The organism is Arthrobacter sp. BL-252-APC-1A (genome assembly GCF_009696625.1).
GTDB lineage: Bacteria > Actinomycetota > Actinomycetes > Actinomycetales > Micrococcaceae > Arthrobacter_B.
Window position 1 is genome coordinate 552,182 of sequence record NZ_VULS01000001.1, and the last position, 24,407, is coordinate 576,588.

Annotated in this window: 24 protein-coding genes; 2 read left to right on the forward strand and 22 right to left on the reverse strand. The window is 65.9% G+C overall.

Annotation, left to right across the window (positions count from 1 at the left end):
* Positions 1-108: 108 nt before the first annotated feature.
* Positions 109-630, reverse strand: coding sequence for a DinB family protein (locus tag FYJ28_RS02550; RefSeq protein ID WP_055242217.1), 522 nt, complete (start codon positions 628-630; stop codon positions 109-111).
* A gap of 87 nt (positions 631-717) precedes the next feature.
* On the opposite strand from FYJ28_RS02550, the gene FYJ28_RS02555 reads away from it, so the two are divergent.
* The gene (locus FYJ28_RS02555) at positions 718-1,137 is read left to right on the forward strand and encodes an Hsp20/alpha crystallin family protein (RefSeq protein ID WP_195840577.1); all 420 of its coding nucleotides are present in this window, start codon (positions 718-720) and stop codon (positions 1,135-1,137) included.
* Here FYJ28_RS02555 and FYJ28_RS02560 read toward each other — a convergent pair.
* The 13 genes from FYJ28_RS02560 to pyrR all read right to left on the reverse strand — a co-directional run bounded on the left by FYJ28_RS02560 (position 1,134) and on the right by pyrR (position 16,289).
* Entirely contained in the window at positions 1,134-3,392 is a 2,259-nt protein-coding gene (locus tag FYJ28_RS02560; protein ID WP_195840578.1) for a primosomal protein N', read from the reverse strand. The genes FYJ28_RS02555 and FYJ28_RS02560 overlap by 4 nt on opposite strands.
* 5 nt (positions 3,393-3,397) lie before the next feature.
* The gene (gene metK, locus FYJ28_RS02565) at positions 3,398-4,624 is read right to left on the reverse strand and encodes a methionine adenosyltransferase (RefSeq protein ID WP_326831460.1); all 1,227 of its coding nucleotides are present in this window, start codon (positions 4,622-4,624) and stop codon (positions 3,398-3,400) included.
* A 180-nt stretch (positions 4,625-4,804) separates the two neighbouring features.
* Entirely contained in the window at positions 4,805-6,079 is a 1,275-nt protein-coding gene (coaBC, locus tag FYJ28_RS02570; RefSeq protein ID WP_326831461.1) for a bifunctional phosphopantothenoylcysteine decarboxylase/phosphopantothenate--cysteine ligase CoaBC, read from the reverse strand.
* A gap of 33 nt (positions 6,080-6,112) precedes the next feature.
* A complete protein-coding gene (rpoZ, locus tag FYJ28_RS02575) occupies positions 6,113-6,373 on the reverse strand; it encodes a DNA-directed RNA polymerase subunit omega (protein ID WP_055241005.1) in 261 nt (86 codons plus the stop codon).
* Between the two features lie 39 nt (positions 6,374-6,412).
* Positions 6,413-6,982 carry a guanylate kinase gene (gene gmk / locus FYJ28_RS02580; protein ID WP_055241004.1) on the reverse strand — a complete coding sequence of 190 codons (570 nt, stop codon included), beginning with the start codon at positions 6,980-6,982 and terminating at the stop codon, positions 6,413-6,415.
* 64 nt (positions 6,983-7,046) lie between these two features.
* Entirely contained in the window at positions 7,047-7,364 is a 318-nt protein-coding gene (gene mihF, locus FYJ28_RS02585) for an integration host factor, actinobacterial type (protein ID WP_154578139.1), read from the reverse strand.
* Between the two features lie 142 nt (positions 7,365-7,506).
* Positions 7,507-8,370, reverse strand: coding sequence for an orotidine-5'-phosphate decarboxylase (gene pyrF, locus FYJ28_RS02590; protein ID WP_268234964.1), 864 nt, complete (start codon positions 8,368-8,370; stop codon positions 7,507-7,509).
* Positions 8,363-11,659 (reverse strand): carbamoyl-phosphate synthase large subunit, encoded by a 3,297-nt coding sequence (carB, locus tag FYJ28_RS02595; RefSeq protein WP_154578141.1) that lies wholly within the window; start codon positions 11,657-11,659, stop codon positions 8,363-8,365. The genes pyrF and carB overlap by 8 nt, the downstream gene beginning before the upstream one ends.
* Positions 11,659-12,795 carry a glutamine-hydrolyzing carbamoyl-phosphate synthase small subunit gene (carA, locus tag FYJ28_RS02600; RefSeq protein ID WP_082413517.1) on the reverse strand — a complete coding sequence of 379 codons (1,137 nt, stop codon included), beginning with the start codon at positions 12,793-12,795 and terminating at the stop codon, positions 11,659-11,661. The genes carB and carA overlap by 1 nt, the downstream gene beginning before the upstream one ends.
* Before the next feature lie 38 nt (positions 12,796-12,833).
* The gene (locus FYJ28_RS02605) at positions 12,834-13,349 is read right to left on the reverse strand and encodes a PH-like domain-containing protein (protein WP_326831462.1); all 516 of its coding nucleotides are present in this window, start codon (positions 13,347-13,349) and stop codon (positions 12,834-12,836) included.
* Complete coding sequence (locus FYJ28_RS02610) at positions 13,337-14,725, reverse strand: dihydroorotase (protein WP_442778566.1); 1,389 nt, start codon at positions 14,723-14,725, stop codon at positions 13,337-13,339. The genes FYJ28_RS02605 and FYJ28_RS02610 overlap by 13 nt, the downstream gene beginning before the upstream one ends.
* Positions 14,713-15,711 (reverse strand): aspartate carbamoyltransferase catalytic subunit, encoded by a 999-nt coding sequence (locus FYJ28_RS02615; RefSeq protein WP_326831463.1) that lies wholly within the window; start codon positions 15,709-15,711, stop codon positions 14,713-14,715. Before FYJ28_RS02615 ends, FYJ28_RS02610 begins: the two co-directional genes overlap by 13 nt.
* A complete protein-coding gene (gene pyrR / locus FYJ28_RS02620; protein ID WP_154578142.1) occupies positions 15,708-16,289 on the reverse strand; it encodes a bifunctional pyr operon transcriptional regulator/uracil phosphoribosyltransferase PyrR in 582 nt (193 codons plus the stop codon). Before pyrR ends, FYJ28_RS02615 begins: the two co-directional genes overlap by 4 nt.
* Before the next feature lie 112 nt (positions 16,290-16,401).
* On the opposite strand from pyrR, the gene FYJ28_RS02625 reads away from it, so the two are divergent.
* Complete coding sequence (locus tag FYJ28_RS02625; protein ID WP_154578143.1) at positions 16,402-17,595, forward strand: PrsW family intramembrane metalloprotease; 1,194 nt, start codon at positions 16,402-16,404, stop codon at positions 17,593-17,595.
* 80 nt (positions 17,596-17,675) lie between these two features.
* Here the strand turns inward: FYJ28_RS02625 and nusB are convergent, their stop codons facing one another.
* The 8 genes from nusB to ruvX form a co-directional block, all read right to left on the reverse strand.
* Entirely contained in the window at positions 17,676-18,086 is a 411-nt protein-coding gene (gene nusB, locus FYJ28_RS02630; protein WP_055240996.1) for a transcription antitermination factor NusB, read from the reverse strand.
* On the reverse strand, positions 18,083-18,646 hold the full coding sequence (efp, locus tag FYJ28_RS02635) for an elongation factor P (protein WP_055240995.1): 564 nt from the start codon (positions 18,644-18,646) through the stop codon (positions 18,083-18,085). Before efp ends, nusB begins: the two co-directional genes overlap by 4 nt.
* Before the next feature lie 71 nt (positions 18,647-18,717).
* Entirely contained in the window at positions 18,718-19,839 is a 1,122-nt protein-coding gene (aroB, locus tag FYJ28_RS02640; protein ID WP_055240994.1) for a 3-dehydroquinate synthase, read from the reverse strand.
* Positions 19,840-20,355 (reverse strand): shikimate kinase, encoded by a 516-nt coding sequence (locus tag FYJ28_RS02645; RefSeq protein ID WP_235472071.1) that lies wholly within the window; start codon positions 20,353-20,355, stop codon positions 19,840-19,842. It abuts the gene before it with no gap.
* A complete protein-coding gene (gene aroC, locus FYJ28_RS02650; RefSeq protein WP_154578144.1) occupies positions 20,348-21,559 on the reverse strand; it encodes a chorismate synthase in 1,212 nt (403 codons plus the stop codon). Before aroC ends, FYJ28_RS02645 begins: the two co-directional genes overlap by 8 nt.
* Positions 21,560-21,591: 32 nt before the next feature.
* A complete protein-coding gene (locus tag FYJ28_RS02655) occupies positions 21,592-22,497 on the reverse strand; it encodes a shikimate dehydrogenase family protein (RefSeq protein WP_154578145.1) in 906 nt (301 codons plus the stop codon).
* Positions 22,498-23,841 carry an endolytic transglycosylase MltG gene (gene mltG, locus FYJ28_RS02660; protein ID WP_326831464.1) on the reverse strand — a complete coding sequence of 448 codons (1,344 nt, stop codon included), beginning with the start codon at positions 23,839-23,841 and terminating at the stop codon, positions 22,498-22,500.
* Positions 23,838-24,407 (reverse strand): Holliday junction resolvase RuvX, encoded by a 570-nt coding sequence (gene ruvX, locus FYJ28_RS02665; RefSeq protein WP_326831465.1) that lies wholly within the window; start codon positions 24,405-24,407, stop codon positions 23,838-23,840. Before ruvX ends, mltG begins: the two co-directional genes overlap by 4 nt.

A 24,407-nucleotide genomic window follows, 5' to 3' on the forward strand; every position in this document is an offset into this window, starting at 1 on the left:
GCGCCTGGCCAGGCCGGGCGCAGAATGAACATAAGCAACCTGTCTATCATGCGCGGCACCCTGCCCGAAGACAGCCCTCTACCCGGGCAGGACAGCCCGTCCGTCCGGTCAGCGGATCCGGACGTCCCACAGGTGGTGGGCGGCATCATGCATGAAGTACCGTGCCAGGGACTCGACCGTAAAGGTACTGCCGTCCGAGCGGCTTCCACGGCGCGAGCGGTCCTGCGGCTCGACGGCGGCAAAAGCTGCCGCTGTGGCTTCCGCTTCGTCTGCAAGGTCTGCGGCCACACGGGCAGGATCCTGCTCGCCATAGCGCTCTGCGACGGCGGTTGCGTCCTGGTCCCAGTCAGCAAACTCCGCTCCGTCCGTGTCCACCATCAGCAGCAGCCGCATCCGGTAGACCTCGCACAGGTCGCGGACATGCGCGGCGTATTCAAGCGGGGACCAGGTGCTCTCATCCGGCCGCTGGGCCGCGTCCGTCCGCTCGAGAACGTCCTGCCAGGCGTCGGCATTGGCCCGGAGCATTCGGGGTATGTCTTCAAAGTTCGTCTCCGATGCAGTGAAACCGCATTCGGGGCAGGTCCGGTCCAGGACCCAGGTCCAGTTCTTGGTATCGGGGGTTATGGCCATTGCCACACTGTAGAGGATTCGGACCGTGAGCCCTACCGCTCCTAAAATTGCTACACCGGCACAGCGTTTTTTCAGGAGATGATGACAATGCCCACGGGGCCCGCGCCCAGGGACCGGGAACGTCTAAGAGCCATGCTGGAAGCCCGCAGCCAGGCACGCGGCGGAACCGCCGTCGACCTGTACCGCGACGGCGGGTATCTGGTGCTCAATGCGGACCTGCCCGGCATTGATCCGGGTTCCCTCTCGGTGGAACTGGACGGCCACTTCCTGCTGATCAGGGCGCACCGTTCCCTCCGCGGCCTGGACCGCGAGACCCGCTGGGATGTCCGTGAGCGGGAGGACGGAACGATCCTGCGGCGCGTTCCGGTGGGCAGCAGAGTGGCAGCGGACCGGATCGCCCCGCACTATGCCAACGGCATTCTCAGCCTTCACATCCCCCTCGCGGAATCTGGCCACCAGCGCAGCGTCCCCGTGCAGTACCGGGGCAGCGCTCCGGAAGCCGCTTAGAGGCCATCCGGCGCATCGACCCGGACATAGACCGGGTCGCCCGTACGGCGGGCTGAAAGTGCTGCCTTCGCGGCCCGCATTGCCGATGTGACGGCCGGGGCCTCCCCGTACGGGAAGAAGCACAGGGTGCGCCAGCGGGCTGCCCCGTTGAGGGTTTCAGCGTCCTCGCCACGGTACGACGGCGGTTCCTCCACGGGCGCCGGGCCTACGGTCCGGGCGTCCCGGGGCAGCTCCAGGCGGGACGCGAAAGCGTCCAGGGCATCCCGGGAACCGGACAGTTCGGCATAGCGGACTGCCGGAGGAAGCCCCAGCTCACGGCGGAGTGCGAGTTCGCGCTCCGCAGCTCCTGCCGGATCCCAGCGCAGCAGGTGCCCAACCGTGGCGGTGTCATCCGCGGTCACGACCACAACTCCCCCGTCCGCTGCCGGACGCACCAGTGCCGCCGCAGTGAGCCAGCGGCGCAGGGTTTCTTCCTGGGCACGCAGGGATTGCCGGGAGAGCATCATGGTTCCGTCCAGCAGCAGCGCTGCGGCATAGCCCGACGGCGCCACGGGTTCCGCGCCGGGGGTAGCCACTACCAGCGCGGGCGTGTCCGGGACCTCGGCCCGGATATGGTCACCGGCTGAGGAGACGACGGTTACCGAGGGGAAAGCGCGTCCAAGTTCTTCGGCCGTCCGGCCGGCGCCGGCGGTGGAGGCCCGCAGCCGGAAGCTGCCGCAGTGCGGACAGTGCCACCGGGGTTCCGGCCGCGCACACCAGCGGCAGGCGGGCGGAGAGTTCCTCCGGCTTTGAGCCAGCGGACCCTGGCACTGGCGGCAGCGGGCCGGTTCCCGGCAGTCCTGGCAGGAAAGCGCCGGGGAAAACCCGGTCCGGGCCACCTGCACCAGGACCGGACCGTGCTTCAGCCCGTCCTGTGCGGCTTTCCAGGCTGCGTGGGGAATCCGGGCACGGGCCGCCAGCGGATCACGCTCCATGTTGAAGGTATCGGCGGTGCTCATCACCCGTGGTGTGGAAGCCCGGACTACGGGGCGTTCAGCGTTCAGCGCTGCAGCCCACCCGGATTCGACGAGCCGCTGGGCCTCCGTGCTGCGGGTATGTGAGGCAACGAGCATCGCGGCGCCTGCAGCTTCCGCGCGCAGCAGCAGTACGTCGCGGGCGTGCTGGTAGGGAGCGCGCTGTTCTGCATGCAGGTCATCGGCGTCGTCCCAGATACACACCAGGCCGAGGTTGGCCACGGGTGCGTAGGCAGCAGAGCGGGTGCCGACAGCCACGGCGGCATCCCCGTAGAGGAGCTGCAGGAAGCTCCGGTAGCGCGGCGTGGGTCCGTCCTCGGCGGTCAGCCGCACCGCGGTTCCGCTGGGAATGCGCTGCTCGAGTGCCGCCATGACACGGGCAAGGTCTTTCTGGTCCGGGACCACAACGACGGCGCCTCGCCCGGAGAGCAGGGTGGCTTCCACGGCTGCCGCGATCTCTTCCGGCCAGGCATCCGGGCCGTAGCCGCGCAGGGAACTCAGTACTGCCCTCGGACTGTGGCCGGCTGCGAGGTGGCTCAGGAAGCGGGGGCCGTGCGGGTAGCGGCGGTAAGGGCTCGCAGCGGCATCCCGAGCAGGCGCGGCGTCGTTATCCGTACCTGATTCCTTCCCCGGCTGCGCACCGTCCGGCCGGGCACCGTCCGGCTGGGCACCGTCCGGCGCCTCCGGGACGCGGACGCCGGGGGTACGGCCGGAGAACTCCTTCTCCACCCGCGCCACGCGGGGAGGCACCGCCACGCGGAGCACATCGTGGACGCTGCCGGCATACCGTGCAGCAACAGCCTCGGCCAGGGAGAGGACCTCAGGGCTCAGTACGGGGACTCCCGAGACGACTTTGCCCAGGCTGACCAGCCGGGCAGTGGTATCAGTGGTGGCAAGCCGTTCGGTGAGGAATCCGGGGAGCTCCTGCCCGCCAAAGCGGACCTTGACCCGGACGCCGGGCACTGCATCGCCGTCGAGCTCTGCCGGAACCAGATAATCAAAAGGCCGGTCCAGGTGGGGCAGCGGGGAATCCAGCAGGACCCTGGCAATCGGCAGCTCCGGGGCGGGCAGGGACTTGCCCACGGGTGCTGCGGGCGGCGCGAAGCCGTGCAGCAGGGACAGCTGCACGCCCTGGTCTTCGCCGGTACCCGGTTTCCTTGCCGCGGGCTGGTCGGCAGAGGCGCTCCGTTCCGGCGAAGCGCGCCCATCCTTCGACGCGCGCTGGAACGGACGCTCTTCCATGGGTACTAGGCGTTAAACCAGCGGCGCAGTTCCTCGACCTTGTCGAGGCGTTCCCAGGTGAAGCCTTCGTCCTCGCGGCCAAAATGTCCGTGGGCTGCAGTCTTCTGGTAGATGGGACGCTTGAGGTCGAGGGCGTTGATGATACCCAGGGGCCGCAGGTCGAAGACCTCGTTGATGGCCTGGGAGATCTTCATCGGGTCAACGGTTTCCGTGCCGAAGGTCTCTACGTAGATGCCGACCGGACGGGCCATGCCAATCGCGTAGGCGATCTGGATTTCTGCGCGGCGGGCCAGCCCTGCGGCCACAACGTTCTTGGCAACCCAGCGCATCGCGTAGGCAGCTGAACGGTCCACCTTGCTCGGGTCCTTGCCGCTGAAGGCACCGCCGCCGTGGCGGGAGAATCCGCCGTAGGTGTCCACGATGATTTTGCGTCCGGTCAGGCCGGCGTCTCCCACCGGTCCGCCAATGACGAACGGTCCGCCGGGATTGATGATGTGCCGGACCCCGGAGGTATCCAGTTCCGTCCCTGCCAGCACCGGATTCACCACGTGCTCAATCATGTCCTGGCGCAGCTGGGCCTGTTCCAGCTCCGCTGCGTGCTGCGTGGAGACGACTACCGAGTCCACTGAAACCGGACGGTCGCCCTCGTACCCAATGGTCACCTGGGTCTTGCCGTCCGGACGGAGGTAGGGAAGTGTTCCGTCCTTGCGGACCCTGGTCAGCCGCTCAGAGAGGCGGTGTGCTAGCCAGATCGGAGTCGGCATCAGGACGCTGGTCTCGTCGCTGGCAAAGCCGAACATAATGCCCTGGTCGCCGGCGCCCTGGGCGTCGAAGGGGTCTACGGCGTCGCCGGAACGGTTCTCCACCGAGTTGAAGACGCGGGAGGCGATCTCCGGGGACTGCTGGCCGATGGAGACGGAGACGCCGCAGCGTGCACCGTCGAAACCGTTGGCAGAGGAGTCGTAGCCGATCTCCAGGATGGTGTCGCGGACCAGCTGCGGGATCTCCACATAGCCTTCTGTGGTGACCTCACCCGCAACGTGGACCAGCCCCGTGGTGACGAGGGTCTCCACGGCAACGCGGGATTCGGGGTCGGCTTTGAGCAGGCCGTCGAGGATCGCATCGCTGATCTGGTCACAGATCTTGTCCGGGTGGCCTTCGGTCACCGACTCGGAGGTGAACAGCCGCAGGGCACTGGATTCGGCGGGGGCAGTCGTATTGCTGGAAGTCACGGGTTTACTCTACTTCGTTCCGGGGACAGTCCCCGTCTGGGTCATGCCGTGCCATGCACGGTCATCGGGAGTCGCATTGCTGCACGGGAAGAAATACCCGATCCTGCCGGCCTCAGGGCAGGCGCGCAGGGTCGGCGGGTTGCTCAGCGGCCGGGAGGGAAAACGAACGGGCTGGAAACGCTATCCCGGAGGAACGGCGCCGGTGGAGCTGGACGCCGGAGCACCGGCAAGTTCAGCGGCGATCCGTTCCACCAGGTGCCGGGCAATGTCGGTTTTGCTTCCCGTCAGTGCCGGCGGCTCGATCCGGGGGTCCTCATGCGGTGAGAGAATCCTCACTTCAGTGCTGTCCTGGCCAAACACAAGCGAACGGCCCACCTGGTTCAGGACCAGGAGGTCGCAGCCCTTGCGTTCGAGTTTGCGGCGTCCGTACTCCAGCACCGATCCACTGCCGTCGCCGGTCTCCGCGGCGAAACCCACAATCAGGGAGGGTCCGGTGCCGGAAGCGGAGCGGTTCTGCACCGTTTCGGCCAGGATGTCCGGATTGCGCACCAGCGTGATCACGGGGTCCGCTCCGTCGTCGCGCTTCTTGATTTTGGTGTCCGCGTTTTCTCCGGGCCGGAAGTCTGCCACTGCTGCGGACATGACCAGCACATCCGTGGACTGCACCGCATCGTGGACGGCGTCGCGCAGTTCCAGGGCGGTTTCCACCTGTACCAGTTCCACCCCCTCAGGGACGGGAACCTCCAAGTGGGCTGCGACGAACCTCACCTGGGCTCCTTCGGCTACGGCTGCAGCCGCAACAGCCGCACCCTGCTTGCCGGAGGACCGGTTGCCCAGGAAGCGGACGGGATCCAGGGGTTCCCGGGTGCCTCCTGCGGTAACGGTTACCCGGCGGCCGGCCAGCAGGCCGGCAGCCGGCGCGGAGCCGGCTTCTCCAGCCGCAGCCAGCGCCGCAGCGTAGATGTCCTCCGGCTCCGGGAGCCGTCCCGGGCCGGAATCCTTGCCGGTCAGGCGGCCAATGGCCGGCTCCATGACAACTGCGCCGCGGGAGCGCAGCGTGGCCACGTTGGCCTGCGTGGCCGGGTGGTTCCACATTTCGGTGTGCATTGCCGGAGCAAAGAACACCGGCCCGCGTGCCATCAGGAGCGTGTTGGTCAGGAGGTCGGCAGCAAGACCTGCTGCCGCCTTGGCCAGCAGGTCGGCTGTGGCAGGTGCCACCACAATCAGGTCAGCCTCGTGGCCGAGCCGGACGTGGTTGACGGTATCCACGGCGTCGAACACCGTGGTGCTGACCGGGTGGCCCGAGAGGGCTTCCCAGGTGGCTATGCCCACGAACCGGGTGGATGCCTCGGTGGGCACCACCTGGACGCTGTGGCCGGCTTCGGTGAACAGGCGCAGCAGTGACGCTGCCTTGTAGGCTGCGATGCCGCCGCCCACCCCCAGGACAATGCGCACGCCTGTCCTACCTCCTAGCCGTGGGTATGTGCCTTACTCGGCGGTTTCGTTGGCGCGGACTACCAGCATGCCGTCGTTGATCTCGCGCAGGGCGATGGACAGCGGCTTTTCGTTCAGCTTGGTTTCCACCAGCGGGCCAACGTACTCGAACAGGCCCTCGTGCAGCTGGGAGTAGTAGGCGTTGATCTGGCGGGCGCGCTTGGCACCGTAGATGACCAGGGCGTACTTCGAATCAGCGGCCGTCAGCAGGTCGTCGATCGGCGGGTTGATGATGCCTTCAGGCTGGGTAGACAAAAGATCTCCAAAGTTTTCGTGCGGATCAAGAACAGCAGCTCAGCGTTGGCGAGGGCTGATCCCCATGAGTGAAACGAGCTCTGCTGCAGCCCGCTGAACGTCATCATTGATGACAGTGTGATCGAACTCGGGCTCGGCAGCAAGTTCCAGTTTAGCGGTTTCCAGCCGCCGCTGCTGCTCCTCGGGTGTTTCGGTGCCCCGCCCGACCAGACGGCGGACCATTTCGTCCCACGACGGCGGCGCCAGGAACACGAAATTCGCCTCCGGCATTGACTTCTTGACCTGGCGTGCTCCCTGCAGGTCGATCTCCAGGAGCACCGAGCGGCCCTCGGCCATGGCGGACTCCACGGTCCGACGCAGCGTGCCGTAGCGGTTGTGGCCGTGGACTACGGCCCATTCAAGCATTTGCCCTTCCTCCACCAGGTCATCGAACTCGTCGGCGGTGACGAAGAAATAGTGGACTCCGTTTTCCTCGCCCGGGCGCGGGGCCCGGGTGGTGGCGGAGACGGAAAGCCAGACTTCGGGATAGTTGTCCCGGATATAGGTGGACACAGTGCCTTTGCCAACGGCGGTGGGACCTGCCAGAACTGTCAGCCGCGGTTGCGACACGTAGACCTCACTTTGTGTTTGTTGAGGTCCGACGCCGCTGCCGCCGCGGTGGGCGGCCGGTGGCTTAGTCGGACTCCAGTAATTCGATCAGCGCCTTGCGCTGGTGGACGCCAAGTCCCCTCACCCGGCGGGTGGGGGCAATACCCACGGTAGCCATTATTCCAGCTGCGCGGCGCTCCCCCACACCAGGCAGTGCCCGCAGCAGGTCCACGACCTTCAGCCGGCCCACGGCTTCCTCCGAGGAACGGGAAACTATGACTTCCTGGACCGAGAGTTCTCCGGACTTGATTTTGGACTTGATCTCGGCCCGCACGGTGCGGGCGGCGGTGGCCTTCTCCCGCGCCCTGGTGCGCTCTGCTTCAGTCAGTGGTTTGAGGTTCAATTGGCTCTCCCGGGCGAAGACTGACCGCCCGTCAAACGGGGTGTGACCGGCGGCTTTGCGGTTTCTTGGGCTAGGGTCCGAACCTATCCGCCAGATGCGGGCAATGCAATGGAAACCGGCACGGAAGCCGTACCGGTTTCCACTATGGCTGCGGCAGGCCGTCCAGCGTGCGGGAGGCCGCCTCACGGAGTGCCTGGCGCTCCGGGCCGGCTTTGAGGATGTCGCGGCTGGAGGTGGCCAGCACATTGGCGTACGCCGCTCCGAAGGTTTTCCTTAGGTCCTCCCCCGTTGCTCCCTGTGCACCAAGGCCGGGGGCCAGGATCGGCGCGTTGGCAGCAGCCAGGTCAATTCCCAGGTCCGACAGGGCGGAACCGACAGTAGCTCCGACCACCAGCCCCGTAGATCCGAGGGTCCCGGCCGCAGCGTTTTCCGCCGCTGCGGCATCCACGATCCGTGCCGCCACGGAACGGTCCGCCCCGGCGTGCTGCACTGTGGAACCCTCCGGGTTCGAGGTCAGTCCCAGGACAAAGACTCCCCTGCCCATGGCTGCAGCAAGGTCCAGCGCCGGGCGCAGCGACTCGTAGCCAAGGTAGGGGCTAAGCGTTACCGAGTCGGCAGCCAGCGGAGACCCGTCCCGCAGCCATGCGTCAGCGTAGGCCGCCATGGTAGAGCCAATGTCCCCGCGTTTCGCATCCGCGATAGAGAGGACTCCGCTCTCGGCGCACGCCGCGAGCAGGCGCTCAAGTACGGCGATGCCCGCCGAACCGTGGCGTTCATAGAGTGCAACCTGCGGCTTCAGGGCAGCAGCCTGCTCCCCCACCGCCTCCAGGACGGTGAGGGAGAAGCGCTCCAGTCCGGCGGCGTCGTCATTCAGGCCCCACGCGGCCAGGAGGCCGGGGTGGGGATCGATGCCAACGCAAAGCGGTCCGCGGGTGTCCATGGCCGCCCGCAGGCGCGCACCAAACGGTGCGCGCCTGCCGGCAGCTTCAGTGCTGTGCTCAGGCAACGGTCGAGGCCTGGAGCTTGGCCGCATACTCCTGCAGCGAGCAGACGTCCCATTCGTAGGACCGCATGGCCTCGATAGCCTGAACTGCCGCAGTGAATTCGGACACGGTGGTCATGACCGGGCAGCCAATCGACGTCGCGGCGGCGCGGATCTCATAACCGTCCCCGCGGGCCTGGCCGCCGGATGGGGTGTTGATCACCAGGTTGATGTCCCCGGCCGTGATCAGGTCGACCACGGTTCCTTCGCCGTCCGGACCCGCGCCCTCGCCGACCTTGCGGACGGTGGTGGCCTGGATCCCGTTGCGGCGCAGGACGTCCGCGGTGCCGCCGGTGGAGAGGATCTCGAAGCCGAGGTCGCTCATGAGCTTCACCGGCATGATGATGGCGCGCTTGTCCCGGTTGGCGACGGAGACAAAGATCTTGCCGGCAGTGGGCAGCGCCGAGTTTGCGGCCGCCTGGGACTTGGCGAAGGCAGTGTCGAAGTACTTGTCGATGCCCATGACTTCGCCGGTGGAACGCATTTCCGGGCCGAGCAGGGAATCCACAACCGTGCCTTCAGGGGTGCGGAAGCGGCTGAACGGCAGTACTGCTTCCTTGACCGCCACCGGAGCGTCCAGCGGGAGTGCGGAGCCGTCGCCTGCCGCCTTGAGCTTCCCTGCGGCACGCAGTTCCGCGATGGTGGTTCCGGTTCCGATCAGGGCAGCGGCCTTGGCCAGCTGGACGCCGGTGGCCTTGGAAACGAACGGAACCGTACGGGAGGCGCGCGGGTTGGCTTCAATGACGTACAGCACGTCGGAGGCCAGCGCGAACTGGATGTTGATCAGGCCGCGCACACCGACGCCGGACGCGATTGCCCGGGTTGCTTCAACCACGCGGTCGATCACGTCGGTGCCCAGCGTGATCGGGGGCAGGACGCATGCCGAGTCGCCGGAGTGGATACCGGCTTCCTCGATGTGTTCCATGATGCCGCCCACGTACAGGTCGGTGCCGTCGAAGAGCGCGTCGACGTCGATCTCGATGGCGTCTTCCAGGAACCGGTCCACCAGCACGGGGTGGTCCGGGGTGATCTCCGTGGCGTTGGCGATGTAGCGGGAGAGGTTGGCCTCGTCGTAGACGATCTCCATGCCGCGGCCGCCCAGCACGTAGGACGGCCGGACCAGGACGGGGTAGCCAATCTCGTCGGCGATCTTCTTGGCGTCCTCGAAGGATACGGCGGTGCCGTTCTTCGGGGCGATGAGCCCGCCTTCGTCCAGCACGCGCTGGAAGGCTCCGCGGTGCTCTGCCAGGTCGATCGCTTCGGGCGAGGTGCCCAGGATCGGGATGCCGGCGTCGGCCAGTTCCTGTGCGAGCTTCAGCGGGGTCTGTCCGCCGAGCTGGACGAAGACGCCCAGCACGCCGCCGGTGCGCTGTTCGGCGTGGATGACTTCCAGCACGTCCTCGAGCGTCAGCGGCTCGAAGTACAGGCGGTCAGAGATGTCGTAGTCCGTGGACACGGTCTCCGGGTTGCAGTTGATCATGACGGTCTCGTGTCCGGCTTCGCGCAGCGCCATGGTGGCGTGGACGCAGGAGTAGTCGAACTCGATGCCCTGGCCGATGCGGTTTGGACCGGAACCGAGGATGATCACCGACGGCTTGGCGTGCTGCCCAACCTCGTCCTCCTCGTCGTAGGAGGAGTAGTGGTACGGCGTGTACGCAGCGAATTCAGCGGCGCAGGTGTCCACCGTCTTGTAGACCGGGCGGATGCCCAGGACGTGCCGGACTCCGCGGACCACGGCCTCGGACTGGTTGGTGAGCTTGCCGATCTGCTCGTCGGAGAAGCCGTGGCGCTTCGCCAGGCGCAGGACATCCTCCGTGATCTGGGCTGCGCCGCGGATTTCTTCGGCAACCTCGTTGATCAGCTCAAGCTGGTCCAGGTACCAGGGGTCGATTCCGGTGGCTTCGTAGAGCTGCTCGGCAGTGGCGCCGCCCAGCAGTGCCTGCTGGACCTGGGCCAGGCGGCCCGTGGTGGGACGCTTGGCGGCTTCGATGAGCGCCGGTACGTCTGCCGGGTCCACCGGGTCGAAGCTCAGCTGGGAGCCCTTCTGCTCCAGGGAGCGCAGCGCCTTCTGCAGCGCCTCGGTAAAGTTGCGGCCAATGGCCATGGCCTCACCAACGGACTTCATCGTGGTGGTCAGTGTGGGGTCCGCGGCCGGGAACTTCTCGAAGGCGAAGCGCGGAACCTTCACCACCACGTAGTCCAGCGTCGGTTCGAAGGACGCCGGGGTCTTCTTGGTGATGTCGTTCGGGATCTCGTCCAGTGTGTAGCCAAGGGAGAGCTTGGTGGCGATCTTCGCGATTGCGAACCCGGTGGCCTTGGAGGCCAGCGCCGAGGAGCGGGAGACGCGCGGGTTCATTTCGATGACGACGACGCGGCCGGTGTCCGGTTCGATGGCGAACTGGATGTTGCAGCCGCCGGTGTCCACGCCAACCTCACGGATGACGGCGATCGCGATGTCGCGCAGCTTCTGGTATTCGCGGTCGGTGAGGGTCATGGCCGGGGCCACGGTGATGGAGTCGCCGGTGTGGACGCCTACGGGATCGAAGTTCTCGATGGAACAGACAACCACCACGTTGTCGTTCTTGTCCCGCATCATTTCAAGTTCGTATTCCTTCCACCCCAGGATGCTCTCTTCGAGCAGCACCTCGGAGGTGGGGCTGTACTGGATGCCGGCGCCGGCAATGCGGCGCAGGTCCTGGGCGTTGTAGGCCAGGCCGGAGCCCAGGCCGCCCATGGTGAAGGACGGACGGACCACCATCGGGTAACCGAGTTCCTCGGCAGCGGCGAAAGCCTCATCCATGCTGTGCACGATGATCGACTTCGCGGACTCCGCTCCACAGCGTTCGACGACGCCCTTGAACTTCTCGCGGTCTTCGCCGAGTTCAATTGCTTCGATGTTGGCGCCGATGAGTTCGACGTTGTACTTATCCAGAACGCCGTTTTTGTCCAGGGCGATTGCCGTGTTCAGTGCCGTCTGGCCGCCCAGTGTGGGCAGCACTGCGTCGGGGCGTTCCTTGGCGATGATCTTCTCGACCACCTCGGGAGTGATCGGCTCGACGTACGTGGCGTCGGCGAACTCCGGGTCGGTCATGATGGTGGCCGGGTTGGAATTAACGAGGATGACCCGCAGGCCTTCCTCCTTGAGCACACGCAGTGCCTGCGTGCCGGAGTAGTCGAATTCGGCGGCCTGGCCAATGACGATCGGACCGGAGCCGATCACCAGGACGGACTTGAGATCGGTTCTGCGGGGCATTAGCGGGATTCCTTGTTCTTGCTGGAGGCCATCAGGTCGACGAAGCGGTCGAACAGGTAGGCGGAGTCGTGCGGGCCGGCGGCGGCTTCGGGGTGGTACTGGACGGAGAATGCGGGGATGTCCAGGCAGGCGAGGCCTTCCACCACGTTGTCGTTGAGGCTGATGTGGCTGACCTCCACCTTGCCGAAGCGTGCTTCGGGGGCGGTGACCGGGCCGTCCAGCGGGGCATCGACGGCGAAACCGTGGTTCTGGCTGGTGATTTCCACCTTGCCGGTGCGCCGGTCCAGGACCGGCTGGTTGATGCCGCGGTGGCCGTAGGGCAGCTTGTAGGTACCGAAGCCCAGGGCGCGGCCCAGAATCTGGTTGCCGAAGCAGATGCCGAAGAACGGAGTGCCGGTGTCCAGCACGTCGCGCAGCAGCTTGACCTGGTTATCCGCGGTGGCGGGGTCGCCGGGGCCGTTGGACATAAAGACGCCGTCGGGGTTCAGTGCCTGGACGTCTTCAAGGGTGGCGGAGGCGGGCAGCACGTGCACCCGCACGCCGCGTTCTGCGAAGCGCACCGGGGTCATGGACTTGATGCCCAGGTCCAGGGCAGCAACGGTGAAGAGGGGCTCGCCCTCCCACCCATGGGCGGAAGGTTCAATGACGTAGCTGGCCTCGATGCTGACTTCCTCGGCCAGGCGGGAGCCGGCCATGGCTTCCTGCGCACGGACCTCGGCGAGCAGCTCGGCGTCAGTGCGCTGCGCTGCTTCGCCGGAGAAGATCCCGGCCTTCATGGCGCCGCGTTCGCGAAGGTGCCGGGTGATGGCGCGGGTGTCCACACCCGAGATTCCGACGACGCCCTGGGCTGCCAGGTCCTCGTCGAGCGTGCGCTCGGAGCGCCAGTTGGAGGGTTTGCGTGCCGCGTCGCGGACGATGTAGCCGGCCACCCAGATGCGGCGGGACTCGGCGTCGTCGCTGTTCACACCGGTGTTGCCGATGTGGGGTGCGGTCTGGACAACCAGCTGCCGGGCGTAGGAGGGGTCCGTGATGGTCTCCTGGTAGCCGGTCATGCCGGTGGCGAAGACTGCCTCGCCCAGGGCGGTGCCCGTGGCCCCGTAGCTGCGGCCGCGGAAGCTGCGGCCGTCCTCCAGCATGAGGACAGCTGTTCTCGGGGCGGGGGTTTGGTTCACTGTCACAGTTGTTCCTCGCTAGATGTTGCTGATTCCGGGCCCAGCGCCTTGATCGCCGAAACCAGGGGGTTCTTGTGGTCGGCCGCACGGGTACGGAACCCGGTGTCGACCCGCTTGGGTCCGAGCTGCCAGGTCACCATGACCAGGCCCTCCTTCTCCACGAATTTGCCGGCCATGCCGCGCTCCAGGCGGACTCCGCGCAGGTCTGCCCGCGGGATCCAGACGTCCGGTGCCCCGTGGCGGGCGAAGAGCAGGCCTTCGTCGAAGACTGCGGCGGTCGCCACGGACTTCACGCCCAGGCCGTACACCGCCACGCGGTCCAGCCAGTCACCGGCGGTGGTGGTGGCCACGTACTGGCCGTCAGCCTCGAAGCGCGGCAGCTCAAGTTCTTCGGGAAGCGGCAGGGGCCGCGGGATGTCTGACTGCCGCTGCCTGCGGCCGCGCCAGCCGAGCGCGAAAAGCGCCAGGATTGCAGCTGCCGCGACGACTACACCGAGAAGGAAGATTACCCAATCCACGGTGTCTCCTCAGCTGCGGCGGCACGGGGGCCGTTGAGTGCTCCCTCGAGGACTGTCGGATGGCCTGCGTAGAAGGTGGCTCGGACCTGGCCGGGCAGCTCGAGTCCGGCGTACGGACTGTTCTTACCCATGGTTGCCATCTTATGGGGGTCCACGGTGCGCCGCGCAGCCGGGTCAACCAATATGACGTTGGCCGGTTCGCCGCTTTCCAGCGGTCTTCCCTGCGTCCTCACGCCTCCGATCCGCGCCGGAGTGGCGGATGTCACGCGGGCGAATCCTGCCCAGTCCATCAGGCCGGTGTCGATCATGGTCGCCTGCACCACGGAAAGCGCCGTCTCAAGGCCCGTCATGCCCATGGCGGCCTGCGCCCATTCGCATTCCTTGTGTTCGCTGGGGTGCGGGGCGTGGTCGGTTCCAACGATGTCGATCGTGCCGTCGGCCAGGCCCCGGCGCAGTGCCTGCACATCGGATTCAGTGCGCAGCGGCGGGTTGACCTTGTACACCGGGTCGTAGCTGCGCACGGCTTCGTCCGTCAGCAGCAGGTGGTGCGGTGTCACCTCTGCGGTGACATTGATGCCCCGTTCCTTGGCCCACCGGATGATTTCCACCGATCCTGCGGTGGAGACGTGGCAGACGTGCAGGCGGGAGCCGGTGTGCTGTGCCAGCAGCACGTCGCGGGCAATGATGGATTCCTCAGCGACGGCCGGCCAGCCCGGCAGCCCCAGGACAGCGCTGACGTCACCTTCGTGCATCTGCGCGCCCTCGGTCATTCTGGGTTCCTGCGCGTGCTGGGCAACAACGCCGTCGAACGCCTTCACGTACTCCAGTGCCCGCCGCATCAGCACAGGGTCGTGGACGCACATGCCGTCGTCGGAGAAGACCCGGACCCGGGCGCGGGAGTCTGCCATGGCCCCGAGCTCAGCCAGCCGTTCGCCCTTGAGGCCAACGGTGACAGCCCCGACCGGGCGCACGTCCACCCAGCCGGACTTCAGGCCCAGGCTGTAGACCTGCTCCACCACGCCGGCGGTGTCTGCCACCGGATTTGAGTTGGCCATGGCGTGCACCGAGGTAAATCCGCCCAGTGCGGCGGCCCGGGTACCGGTTTCAACAGTCTCGGCGTCTTCGCGTCCCGGCTCGCGCAGGTGGGTGTGCAGGTCGACCATGCCGGGCAGCGCCACCAGGCCTGCTGCCTCGACGGTGACGGCACCTTCGGGCGCTTCGAGGTCCTGGCCTACGGCCGCGATCAGGCCGTCCTGGATCAGCAGGTCAGCCGTCTGGGCACCCAGCAGCGACGCACCGCGGATCAGGTAGGTGCCATCGGCTGAGAGGATTGGCTGGGCGGCAGGTGCAGGTGTTGCAGTTTTCACTGTGCGGATACTTCCTGTGTCGTGCGCTGGGAGCTGCCCTCACCGGAGAGCAGCAGGTAGAGGGCGGCCATACGGACCGAGACGCCGTTGCTGACCTGGGCCAGAACGGTTGCCCGGGGGGAATCGGCAGCCCGGGAGGAGATTTCCAGCCCGCGGTTCATGGGGCCGGGGTGCAGCAGGATCGTATTGTCCAGGCCAAGGGTGTCCAGCCGGTCAAGGCGGACGTCGTCGAAGCCCCATCGCCGGGAATACTCCCGGACCGTGGGGAAGAATGCTGATTGCATGCGCTCGGCCTGGACCCGCAGCATCATCACGGCGTCGGGTCTGTTTTCGAGGGTTTCGTCCAGGGAATAGCTGACCTTGCAGGGCCAGGATTCGACGCCGAAGGGCAGCAGTGTGGGCGGGGCCACCAGGGTGACTTCGGCTCCGAGGGTCTTGAGCAGCCAGAGATCCGACCGTGCCACACGGGAATGCAGGATGTCTCCCACGATTGCCACGTGCATGCCCTTTAGGTCGGTGCCCTGTGACGGCGTTCCGTGCAGCTGCGCCCAGTGCCTGCGCATCGTGAAGGCATCCAGCAGCGCCTGGGTGGGATGCTCATGCGTACCGTCCCCGGCATTCAGGACGGCGGCGTCGATCCAGCCGGAGTTGGCCAGCCGGGCCGGCGCACCGGACGCACCGTGCCGGATCACGACCGCGTCCGCTCCGATTGCGGCCAGGGTCTGCGCGGTGTCCTTGAGCGATTCGCCCTTGGACACTGAGGATCCCTTGGCCGAGAAGTTGATGACGTCAGCAGAGAGGCGCTTGGCAGCGGCTTCGAAGGAAATCCGGGTCCGGGTTGAATCCTCGAAGAACAGGTTGACCACTGTCCGGCCGCGGAGGGCAGGGAGCTTCTTGACTTCCCGCTCCCCCACAGCGGCCATGGCCTCTGCCGTGTCGAGGATGGAGATGGCGTCCTGATGGGACAGGTCCAGGGTGGAGAGCAGGTGTTTCACGCAGTGCCTTCGATCACGACTTCATCCAAGGCAGGCTGGTCCGTTTCGGTAAGCCGCACCCGGACCTTTTCAACGGCAGCGGTCGGCAGGTTCTTGCCAACGTGGTCGGCCCGGATTGGAAGTTCGCGGTGTCCGCGGTCCACCAGCACTGCCAGGCGCACGGCGCGGGGCCGGCCAAGGTCGATCAGTGCGTCGAGCGCTGCACGGATAGTGCGGCCCGAATACAGCACGTCATCCACCAGGACCACTACCTTGCCGTCAATCCCGCTGGCGGGAAGCTCGGTGGGGTGCGGCGGACGGGTCGGCTGGTGCGCCAGGTCATCGCGGAACATGGTGACGTCCAGCTGCCCGGTGATGGCGTCGGCGTCGAGGGTGGGATCCGCAGCGGAGATCTTGGCTGCAAGCCGGCGTGCCAGCGGATAGCCCCTGCGTGGAATGCCCATCAGCACCAGATCGGTGCCGCCCTTGTTTGCTTCAAGGATTTCGTGGGCGATGCGTGTCAGCACGCGGTCAATGTCAGCTGAAGTCAGAACGGTACGGGCAGCCGCGGCGGCCTGCTGGGGATCGACAAGATCCATATTCTGCTTCCTCCTTCCCCGCCTCACAGGACGGACTTAAAGGTTGAATGCCTTTCAAAGCTATCACAGCAGGTGAGCCGTATATTCTTGGGTCCATGACAGGCATGCGCCCATGACGTTCCAGCCCGGAAGCGGGTATTCCCAGCTCCCGGAGCAGCCGGCCGGCCAGGTTCCCGAACTCAGCGTCCCCTCCCCTGCCCGCGGCACGACGGGCATCCTCAACGTGCTGCTCATTACCGCTGCCGGCATTGTGCTGGTGCTGGTTGGATTGTTTCTTTTTGCGACGCTGGGCAGCGAGGCGTTCATTCTGTGCGGTGTGCTGGCCCTGATTCCGCTGGGCATCTGCCTGCTGGGCCTGCACTGGATTGACCGCTGGGAACCGGAACCACGGGGCGCACTTGTTTTCGCGTTCCTCTGGGGCGCCGGCGTCTCGGTTGCCATAACACTGCTCCTGGGCGGTGCCGTAAACGAGGTCCTGGTGGTTCTGCTGCCGCTGACACCGGCGGACGTGATCACCACCGTGATCCAGGCACCGCTCGTGGAGGAAGCAGCCAAGGGTCTGGGCGTTCTGTTGCTGGTCTTTGTCCGCCGCTCCCATTTCGACGGGCCGCTGGACGGCATTGTCTATGCAGGCGTGGTTGGCGCTGGCTTCGCCTTCACCGAGAACATCCTCTACTTCAGTGCCGCGCTGTTCGAAGCCGGCGGCGTGGGGCTGCAGCTCGGGTTCGTCTTTGTGCTGCGCGGACTCTTCTCTCCGTTCGCTCATGTGCTCTTTACGGCTGCGATCGGCCTTTCACTGGGCATCGCCGTCCGCAAACCCGGAGCCTGGCGGATCGTGGTTGGTTTCCTTGCCGGGCTGGCTGCCGCCGTGGCGGGACACATGTTCTGGAACGGCGGCATGGCATTGGTAGCCGACGACTTCTTCGTTTTCTACTTCCTGCTCCAGGTGCCGCTGTTTGCGCTGGCGGTAGGCGGGGTGACCTGGCTCCGCCGCCAGGAACAGCGCCTCACAAGGCAGCGGCTGGGCGAATATGCAGCGGCCGGCTGGTTCACTCCGGCTGAAGTGAACCTGCTCTCCACTCCCGCCGGACGCCGCCGGGCACTGCACTGGGCGGGGGCATTCGGAGCGAAGGCCCCCATGCGCACGTTCATCCGCGAAGCGACGCACCTGGCCCTTACCCGCCAGCAGCTGGTCAACGGCAGGGACCTGGAAAAGAACCTGCAGCGCGAGCACCTGCTCCTGGCAGCCCTCACCCGCACCAGGACCAGCCTGCTGAGCGTTACCGCCGCAGGACGCCGGTACTGACCTCTGCCGGCGAACGCCGCCGGGCACGCAAATGCCCGGCAGGCAAACCCTGCCGGGCATAGTGCATGATTCGCCGGACGCTAGGCCAGCAGCGAGTCCTTCAGCTGGTGAAGGCGGCTAAGGAGCCCGTTGATGAACGCCGGCGACTCGTCCGTGGAGAGGGATTTGGCCAGTTCAACGGCTTCGCTGATGGCAACCTTGTCCGGGACTTCGTCGTTGTACAGCAGCTCCCAGCTGCCCAGGCGCAGGATGATGCGGTCAACCGCAGGCATCCGTTCCAGCGGCCAGCCCTGGGAATAGGTGCTCAGGAACTCGTCGATCTGCTCCTGCTTGGCAATCACGCCTTCCACCAGGTCCATGGTGTAGGGGTTGATTACCTGGTCCGTCTTTTCCCGGCGGGAACGCAGGGACTCGAGCGGAGACATGGATCGCTGTTCCGCTTCGAAGAGCACCTCAAGTGCCCGTGTTCTTGCTTTACTGCGTGCACTCACTCGTTAACGCGTCCCAGGTAGTCGCCGGTGCGGGTATCAACCTTCACCTTTGTGCCGGTTTCCAGGAACAGCGGAACCTGGATTTCGTAGCCGGTTTCCACGGTGGCGGGCTTGGTGCCGCCGGTGGAGCGGTCGCCCTGCAGGCCCGGTTCGGTGTAGGTGATCTCCAGGACCACGGAAGCCGGAAGTTCGATGTAGAGCGGCGCACCTTCGTGCATGGCGATGGTGACCATCATGGACTCAAGCATGAAGTTGGCGTAATCGCCGACGATCGAGCCCGGGACAGTGAGCTGGTCGTAGTCCGAGGTGTCCATGAAGACGTAGTCTTCGCCGTCCTTGTACAGGTACTGGTAATCGCGGCGGTCAACCGTGGCGGTTTCGATCTTGATGCCCGCGTTGAACGTCTTGTCGACGACTTTGCCCGAACGGACGTTGCGCATCTTGGTACGGACAAACGCACCACCCTTGCCCGGCTTTACGTGCTGGAACTCAATGATGCTCCAGAGGTTGCCTTCAAGCTTCAGCACGGTGCCGTTCTTGATGTCGTTGGTCGTTGCCACAGTTTCTCTTTCGTCGTTTCGCTTCTGCTTCGAGTCTTATCCGTCGACCATTCTACCTGTTCGGCGATTCCCTACAGGCTGAGGCGAATCCCGGTCTCCGGTTCGGAGGCGATCTCCTGGTAAGCGGCAAAGAGCAGCGAGGTGTCCGGGACTTCCAGGATGGAAGGTTTCGCGAGTCCGTCCAGGACAACAAAGCGCAGCAGGTCACCACGGGATTTCTTGTCCCGGCGCATGCCGTCCAGCAAGGCGCTCCAGCGGTCCCGGCGGTAGCTCACCGGAAGCCCCAGGGAGGTCAGGATTTCCTTGTGCCGGTCTGCCGTGGCGTCGTCGAGCCGGCCCACAGTGCGGCCCAGTTCAGCTGCAAAGACCATGCCGACGGAAACCGCGGCACCGTGGCGCCACTGGTACCGTTCGGCCAGCTCAATTGAATGTCCAAGGGTGTGGCCGTAGTTCAGGAACTCACGGCGTCCTGCTTCGCGCAGGTCACCTGAAACAACTTCTGCCTTGACCCGCACCGCACGCTCAACGAGTTCACGCACGACGTCGGAGCCGCCGTCAGCGACTGCCTCCGGGTTCGCTTCGATCAGGTCCAGGATCGCCGGGTCGGCGATGAAGCCGCACTTGACCACTTCGGCCATGCCGCTGAGCAGTTCGTTCTTCGGCAGCGAGCCAAGGGCATCAAGGTCTGCCAGCACACCGGCGGGCGGGTGGAAGGCACCAACCAGGTTCTTGCCTTCAGCGGTGTTGATGCCCGTCTTGCCGCCAACAGCGGCGTCCACCATGCCCAGCAGGCTCGTGGGGATGTGCACCACCTTGATGCCGCGCAGCCAGGTCGCGGCCACAAAACCGGCGACGTCGGTGACTGCGCCGCCGCCCACGGCCACAATGGCGTCTGAGCGGGTGAAGTCGTTCTGGCCCAGCACCTGCCAGCAGAAGGAAGCCACCTGGATGTGCTTGCCCTCTTCGGCGTCGGGAATCTCTGCTGTGAGTGCAGTCAGGCCGGCTTCAGCCAGTTCGTCGCGCACGGTGTCCCCGGTGGTGCGCAGGGCGCGGGGATGGATGACCAGCACCCGGCGGACCCGCTCCCCCAGCATGGCCGGCAGGCGGCCCAGCAGCCCGTTGCCGATCACGACGTCGTAATTCTCTGCGGGCCTCTCACCCGTCACTTCAATGGTGGTGGCTTCAGCGGGCATTTAGTTCTCTCCTTCGTCCAGGGCTGCGGTGATGCGTTCCACCACCTCGGCTACTGCCAGGCCCCTGGTATCTATGACTATGTCTGCCAGCGATTCGTATATTGGCCTGCGGACCTCGGCCAGCGCACTCCACCGCGCCGCGGGGTCGCCGGCCAGCAGCGGCCGGTGGGCGGTGCGCGAAATGCGCGGCAGCACCGTGGCCAGATCCGTGTCCAGGAATACCACCGTAGCGCGATCCAGCAGCTGCTGGGTTCCGGTGTTCAGGACGGCTCCGCCGCCCAGGGAGATCACCGAGCGTTTAGGGGAACCGAGCGCACCGGCCACTGCCTGCGCCTCTGCCTCGCGGAAGAAGCGTTCACTGTGGCGCGCGAAAATCTCCGGGATAGGTCCGTGTTCCTCCACTACCAGCTGATCAGTATCAACGTACGGCAGTGAATGGCGGGCTGCCAGTGAGCGGCCGACAACGGATTTGCCGGCTGCCATGAGCCCGATTAGGACCAGGTGCTTATCAGGCACCTGTAACGGTACCGGTCGAGGCGAGGGACTCGGGAATGTTCTCAAGGTAGGTCCGCAGGTTCCTTGCGGTCTCCACCACCGAATCACCGCCGAACTTTTCCGTCATGGCCTCAGCCAGCACCAGGGCAACCATGGCTTCGGCAACCACGCCGGCAGCGGGCACGGCACAGACGTCCGAACGCTGGTGGTGTGCGCGGGCGGGCTCGCCGGTAGCGACGTCCACCGTCTTCAGGGCACGGGGAACGGTGGCAATGGGCTTCATGGCTGCACGGACGCGCAGCACTTCGCCAACGCTCATGCCGCCCTCGATGCCCCCGGCACGGTTGCCGGAGCGGACAACCCGTCCCAGTTCATCCTGCAGGATCTCGTCGTGGGCTGCCGAGCCGCGGCGGGATGCCGTGAGGAAACCGTCGCCCACTTCAACGCCCTTGATGGCCTGGATGCCCATCAGGGCTCCGGCCAGGCGTGCGTCCAGGCGGCGGTCCCAGTGGACGTAGCTGCCCAGTCCCGGCGGGAGTCCATAGGCCAGCACCTCGACGACGCCGCCCAGCGTTTCGCCTTCCTTGTGCGCGGCATCCACCTCGGCAACCATCGCTTCGGTGACTGCAGGGTCGAAGCAGCGCATGGGGTTTTCATCCAGTGCTGCGACGTCGGCGGGCTGCGGCAGTGCGGAGCCTTCCGGGGAACCGACGCCGGCGATCGACACAGTGTGGCTGACCAGTTCGACGCCGAGCTGGTTCAGGAAGGCTGAGGCGACGGCGCCAAGCGCCACACGGGCTGCGGTCTCCCGGGCACTGGCCCTCTCAAGTACCGGCCGCGCCTCGCTGAAGCCGTACTTCTGCATACCGGTGAAATCCGCGTGTCCCGGGCGGGGCCGGGTCAGCGGGGCGTTGCGTGCCTGGCCCTCAAGGATTTCCGGGGCCACAGGATCAGATGCCATGATCTGCTCCCACTTGGGCCACTCCGTATTGCCGACCTCGATCGCCACCGGGCCGCCCTGGGTCAGTCCGTGGCGGACACCCCCAAGGATGCGGACCTCGTCCTGTTCGAACTTCATCCGGGCGCCGCGGCCGTAGCCAAGACGGCGGCGGGCCAGTGCTTCCTGGATGGACGGGGTGCTTACCTCGACGCCCGCGGGGACGCCCTCAATAATTCCAACCAGTGCAGGCCCATGGGACTCACCGGCGGTCAACCAACGCAACATGGCTTCAATACTGCCACGTTCGGAAGGTGCGTTCAGCGCGCAGGCAGTCCCACTGCGTCACACATCACGTTTATGACGGCGTCCTCGTCGCGGAACGCGTTCCCGGTAAACAGACGGACCTGTTCCACTGCCTGGTACAGAAGCATTTCAAGGCCCGGCACGATCGTTCCTCCGGCGCTTTCCCAGGCCTGCGCGATCCGGCTGGGCCACGGGTCGTAGGCAGCATCCAGCAGGACGGCGCCGGTGCGGGCAGCACCGAGCGCGTCAAAGGCGTCAGCGAGGGCATCTGCTCCGCGCGGCGGGAGAGTGCAGATGACGACGTCGGCCTCCGCGCACGCCTGTGCAGCGTCGTTCCAGGGGTGCAGATTGACGGTGATGCCAAGCGCGGCACCGACCTTCGATACGTTGGCCGCCTGGGCCGATCCCCGTGATTGGGTATTCTGCGCCTGGTCCCCGCGCTGATGGCTGCGGGCGTAGACGTCCACAGCGGTGCAGCCCATCCGGGAGAACGCGGCCACGGCGGCACACGCGGTTCCACCGGCCCCCAGGACAATTCCGCGGGGCGCGTCCCCGGCGCCGGCATGGCGCAGGGCGTTAACCAGCCCGAGGACGTCGGTGTTCCAGCCGGTGAGCACGGCCCCGCCGGGTCCATGGTCAAATGTGACGGTGTTCAGCACACCAAGGGCGTGTGCCAGCGGATCCAGGTGGTCGACGGCGGCAGCCATGGCAGCCTTCAGCGGCATGGTGACGGACAGTCCGTTCCATGCCGGGTCCTGACGGGCAGCCGCAGCGAAGTCCGCTGCGGCTGCTTCCTCTACGTCAATCGCCTCATAGCTGCAGTCAAAACCCAGGTACTCATACGCGGCACGGTGAAGCTGGGGGGACCGGGAATGCCCAATCGGATGTCCCAGTACCGCCGCGCGTTTGCGGCCAGGCAACTATTCGCACCTTCCGGCTATCTGCGTGCCGCACCATTCCTGGTACTCGGCAACGTAGCGTCCGTGTTCGGCCAGCGTGCTGGAGAACTTGGTCTCCCCGGAGTCCAGGTTGACCGTCACCCAGTAGAAGTAGGGAACGTCCGCCGGGTTGGCGGCAGCGTCGATCGCTTCCTCGCTGGGAGAGCCGATCGGTCCCACCGGCAGGCCCGGGTTCGCATAGGTGTTCCAGCGGTTTGAGGTGTCCGCCTTCTCCTCCGGTGTGAGGTTGTAGCTCTTGCGGTTCAGGCCGTAGGTCACCGTCGCATCGGACTGGATGAGTCCGTTGGTCTCCGTATTGTCGGCACGCAGGCGGTTCTCGATTGCACCTGCCACTGTGGCGTAGTCGGCCTCCCCTGCCTCCGCCTGGATGATACTGGCCTTGGTCAGCACCTCGTACTGCTGCGTCGGGTCCGTGATGCCTGCGTCCTCAAGAGCGGCAAACGCGTTCTGGGTCATTTCGCCAATAATGTCCTCGGCGGTCATGTCCACCGGGAACCGGTACTCACCGGGGAAGAGGTAGCCTTCCAGGCTGACTGCCTGGGCCGGCAGGCCAAAGTCCTGCGGATTCTGTGCCAGGGCAGTGAACGTCTCCAACGGAATGCCGGTGGATTCGACGAGCTTGTCAAAGGTCTCGCTCTGGCGCAGGTCACGGTCGATTGCGGCGTAGTGAACTGCCGTCCCCCCGTCACCCAGCAGGGCTTCCAGTGCCCCTGAGGAACTCATCTGGTAACGCATCTCGAAGGTTCCCGGCTGGATTTCCCGGCCCTGGGATTCCTGCTGGAAGACCTCAAGGAAAGTCTTGCTGTTCGCGACGATGTCCTGGCCGGCAAGGTTGTTGCCGATCACCAGGGGCCCGTCACCGGGCTGGACCACGAAAGAGACAGTTCCCTCCCCCGGTCCCTCATAGTCCTTGACCTCGTTCATGCCCAGCAGGTCACGGAGGAAGACGGTCAGTCCGAAGACAGCACCGGCGAAGACCGCGAGGACTACGACCATAACGATTGTCCGGCGCCGCCTGCGGCGCTGCTTGGCGCGGGTTGGGCGGCGGCTGCGCCTGCTGGGAGCCTCATCCTCAGCAAAGAAAGTCTGCACGGCGGGAGCCGGTTCATGGTGCCCGGTCCCGCTGTAGGCCTTCGCGTACTGTGCCTCTGCGTAACGGGCATCCTGGTACTGCGGCTCTTCGTAGTGCCCCTCCGCGTAGGCATCCGCATACTGGTCATCCGGGTGCTGGGCATGGCGGTTCACGCCAGGCGCATGGTCCGGATGCTCTTCTGCACCGTGGGAGTCGGGGTACCTGTGGCTCACGACGCCGTATCGCTTTCGGGGCGGCTTTCCTCGGAAATAGTTGGCTCCTCGTTCGGGGCCGGAGCAGCAGACCGCTTGCTCCGGCGCAGTGTGACCGGCACCCCCACATCGCGTCCCAGGGAACGCTGCATGTCAATGGCCTGCTGCAATATACCCACAGCGGCCACTTGGTCTACTACTCTACGGTGATTTCTTGTGTCCAAGCCAGCTTCCCGCAGGGAGCGGTGTGCGCTCACTGTGCTCAGCCGCTCATCAATAAGCCGAACAGGCACGTCCAGTCCTGCCTCATCCAGGAACTCTGCGAGGACCTGGGCATAGTCTCGGGCCATCGCGGTGGAAGCTGTTTCCGTGCCCTTCATGCTCTGCGGCAGGCCGACAAAGAACTCGACGGTTCCCCGCTCGGCAGCTTCCCTCACCAGCACCTGGATATCGCTGTTCTTCTTGGCATCGCGTTTCAACGTGCGCACGGGGGTGGCCAGCAGGCCGTCGGGGTCGCAGGAGGCGACCCCGACGCGTGCCAGTCCAACATCGACGCCGAGCTTCGTTCCGCGCGGGTAGCCGGACAC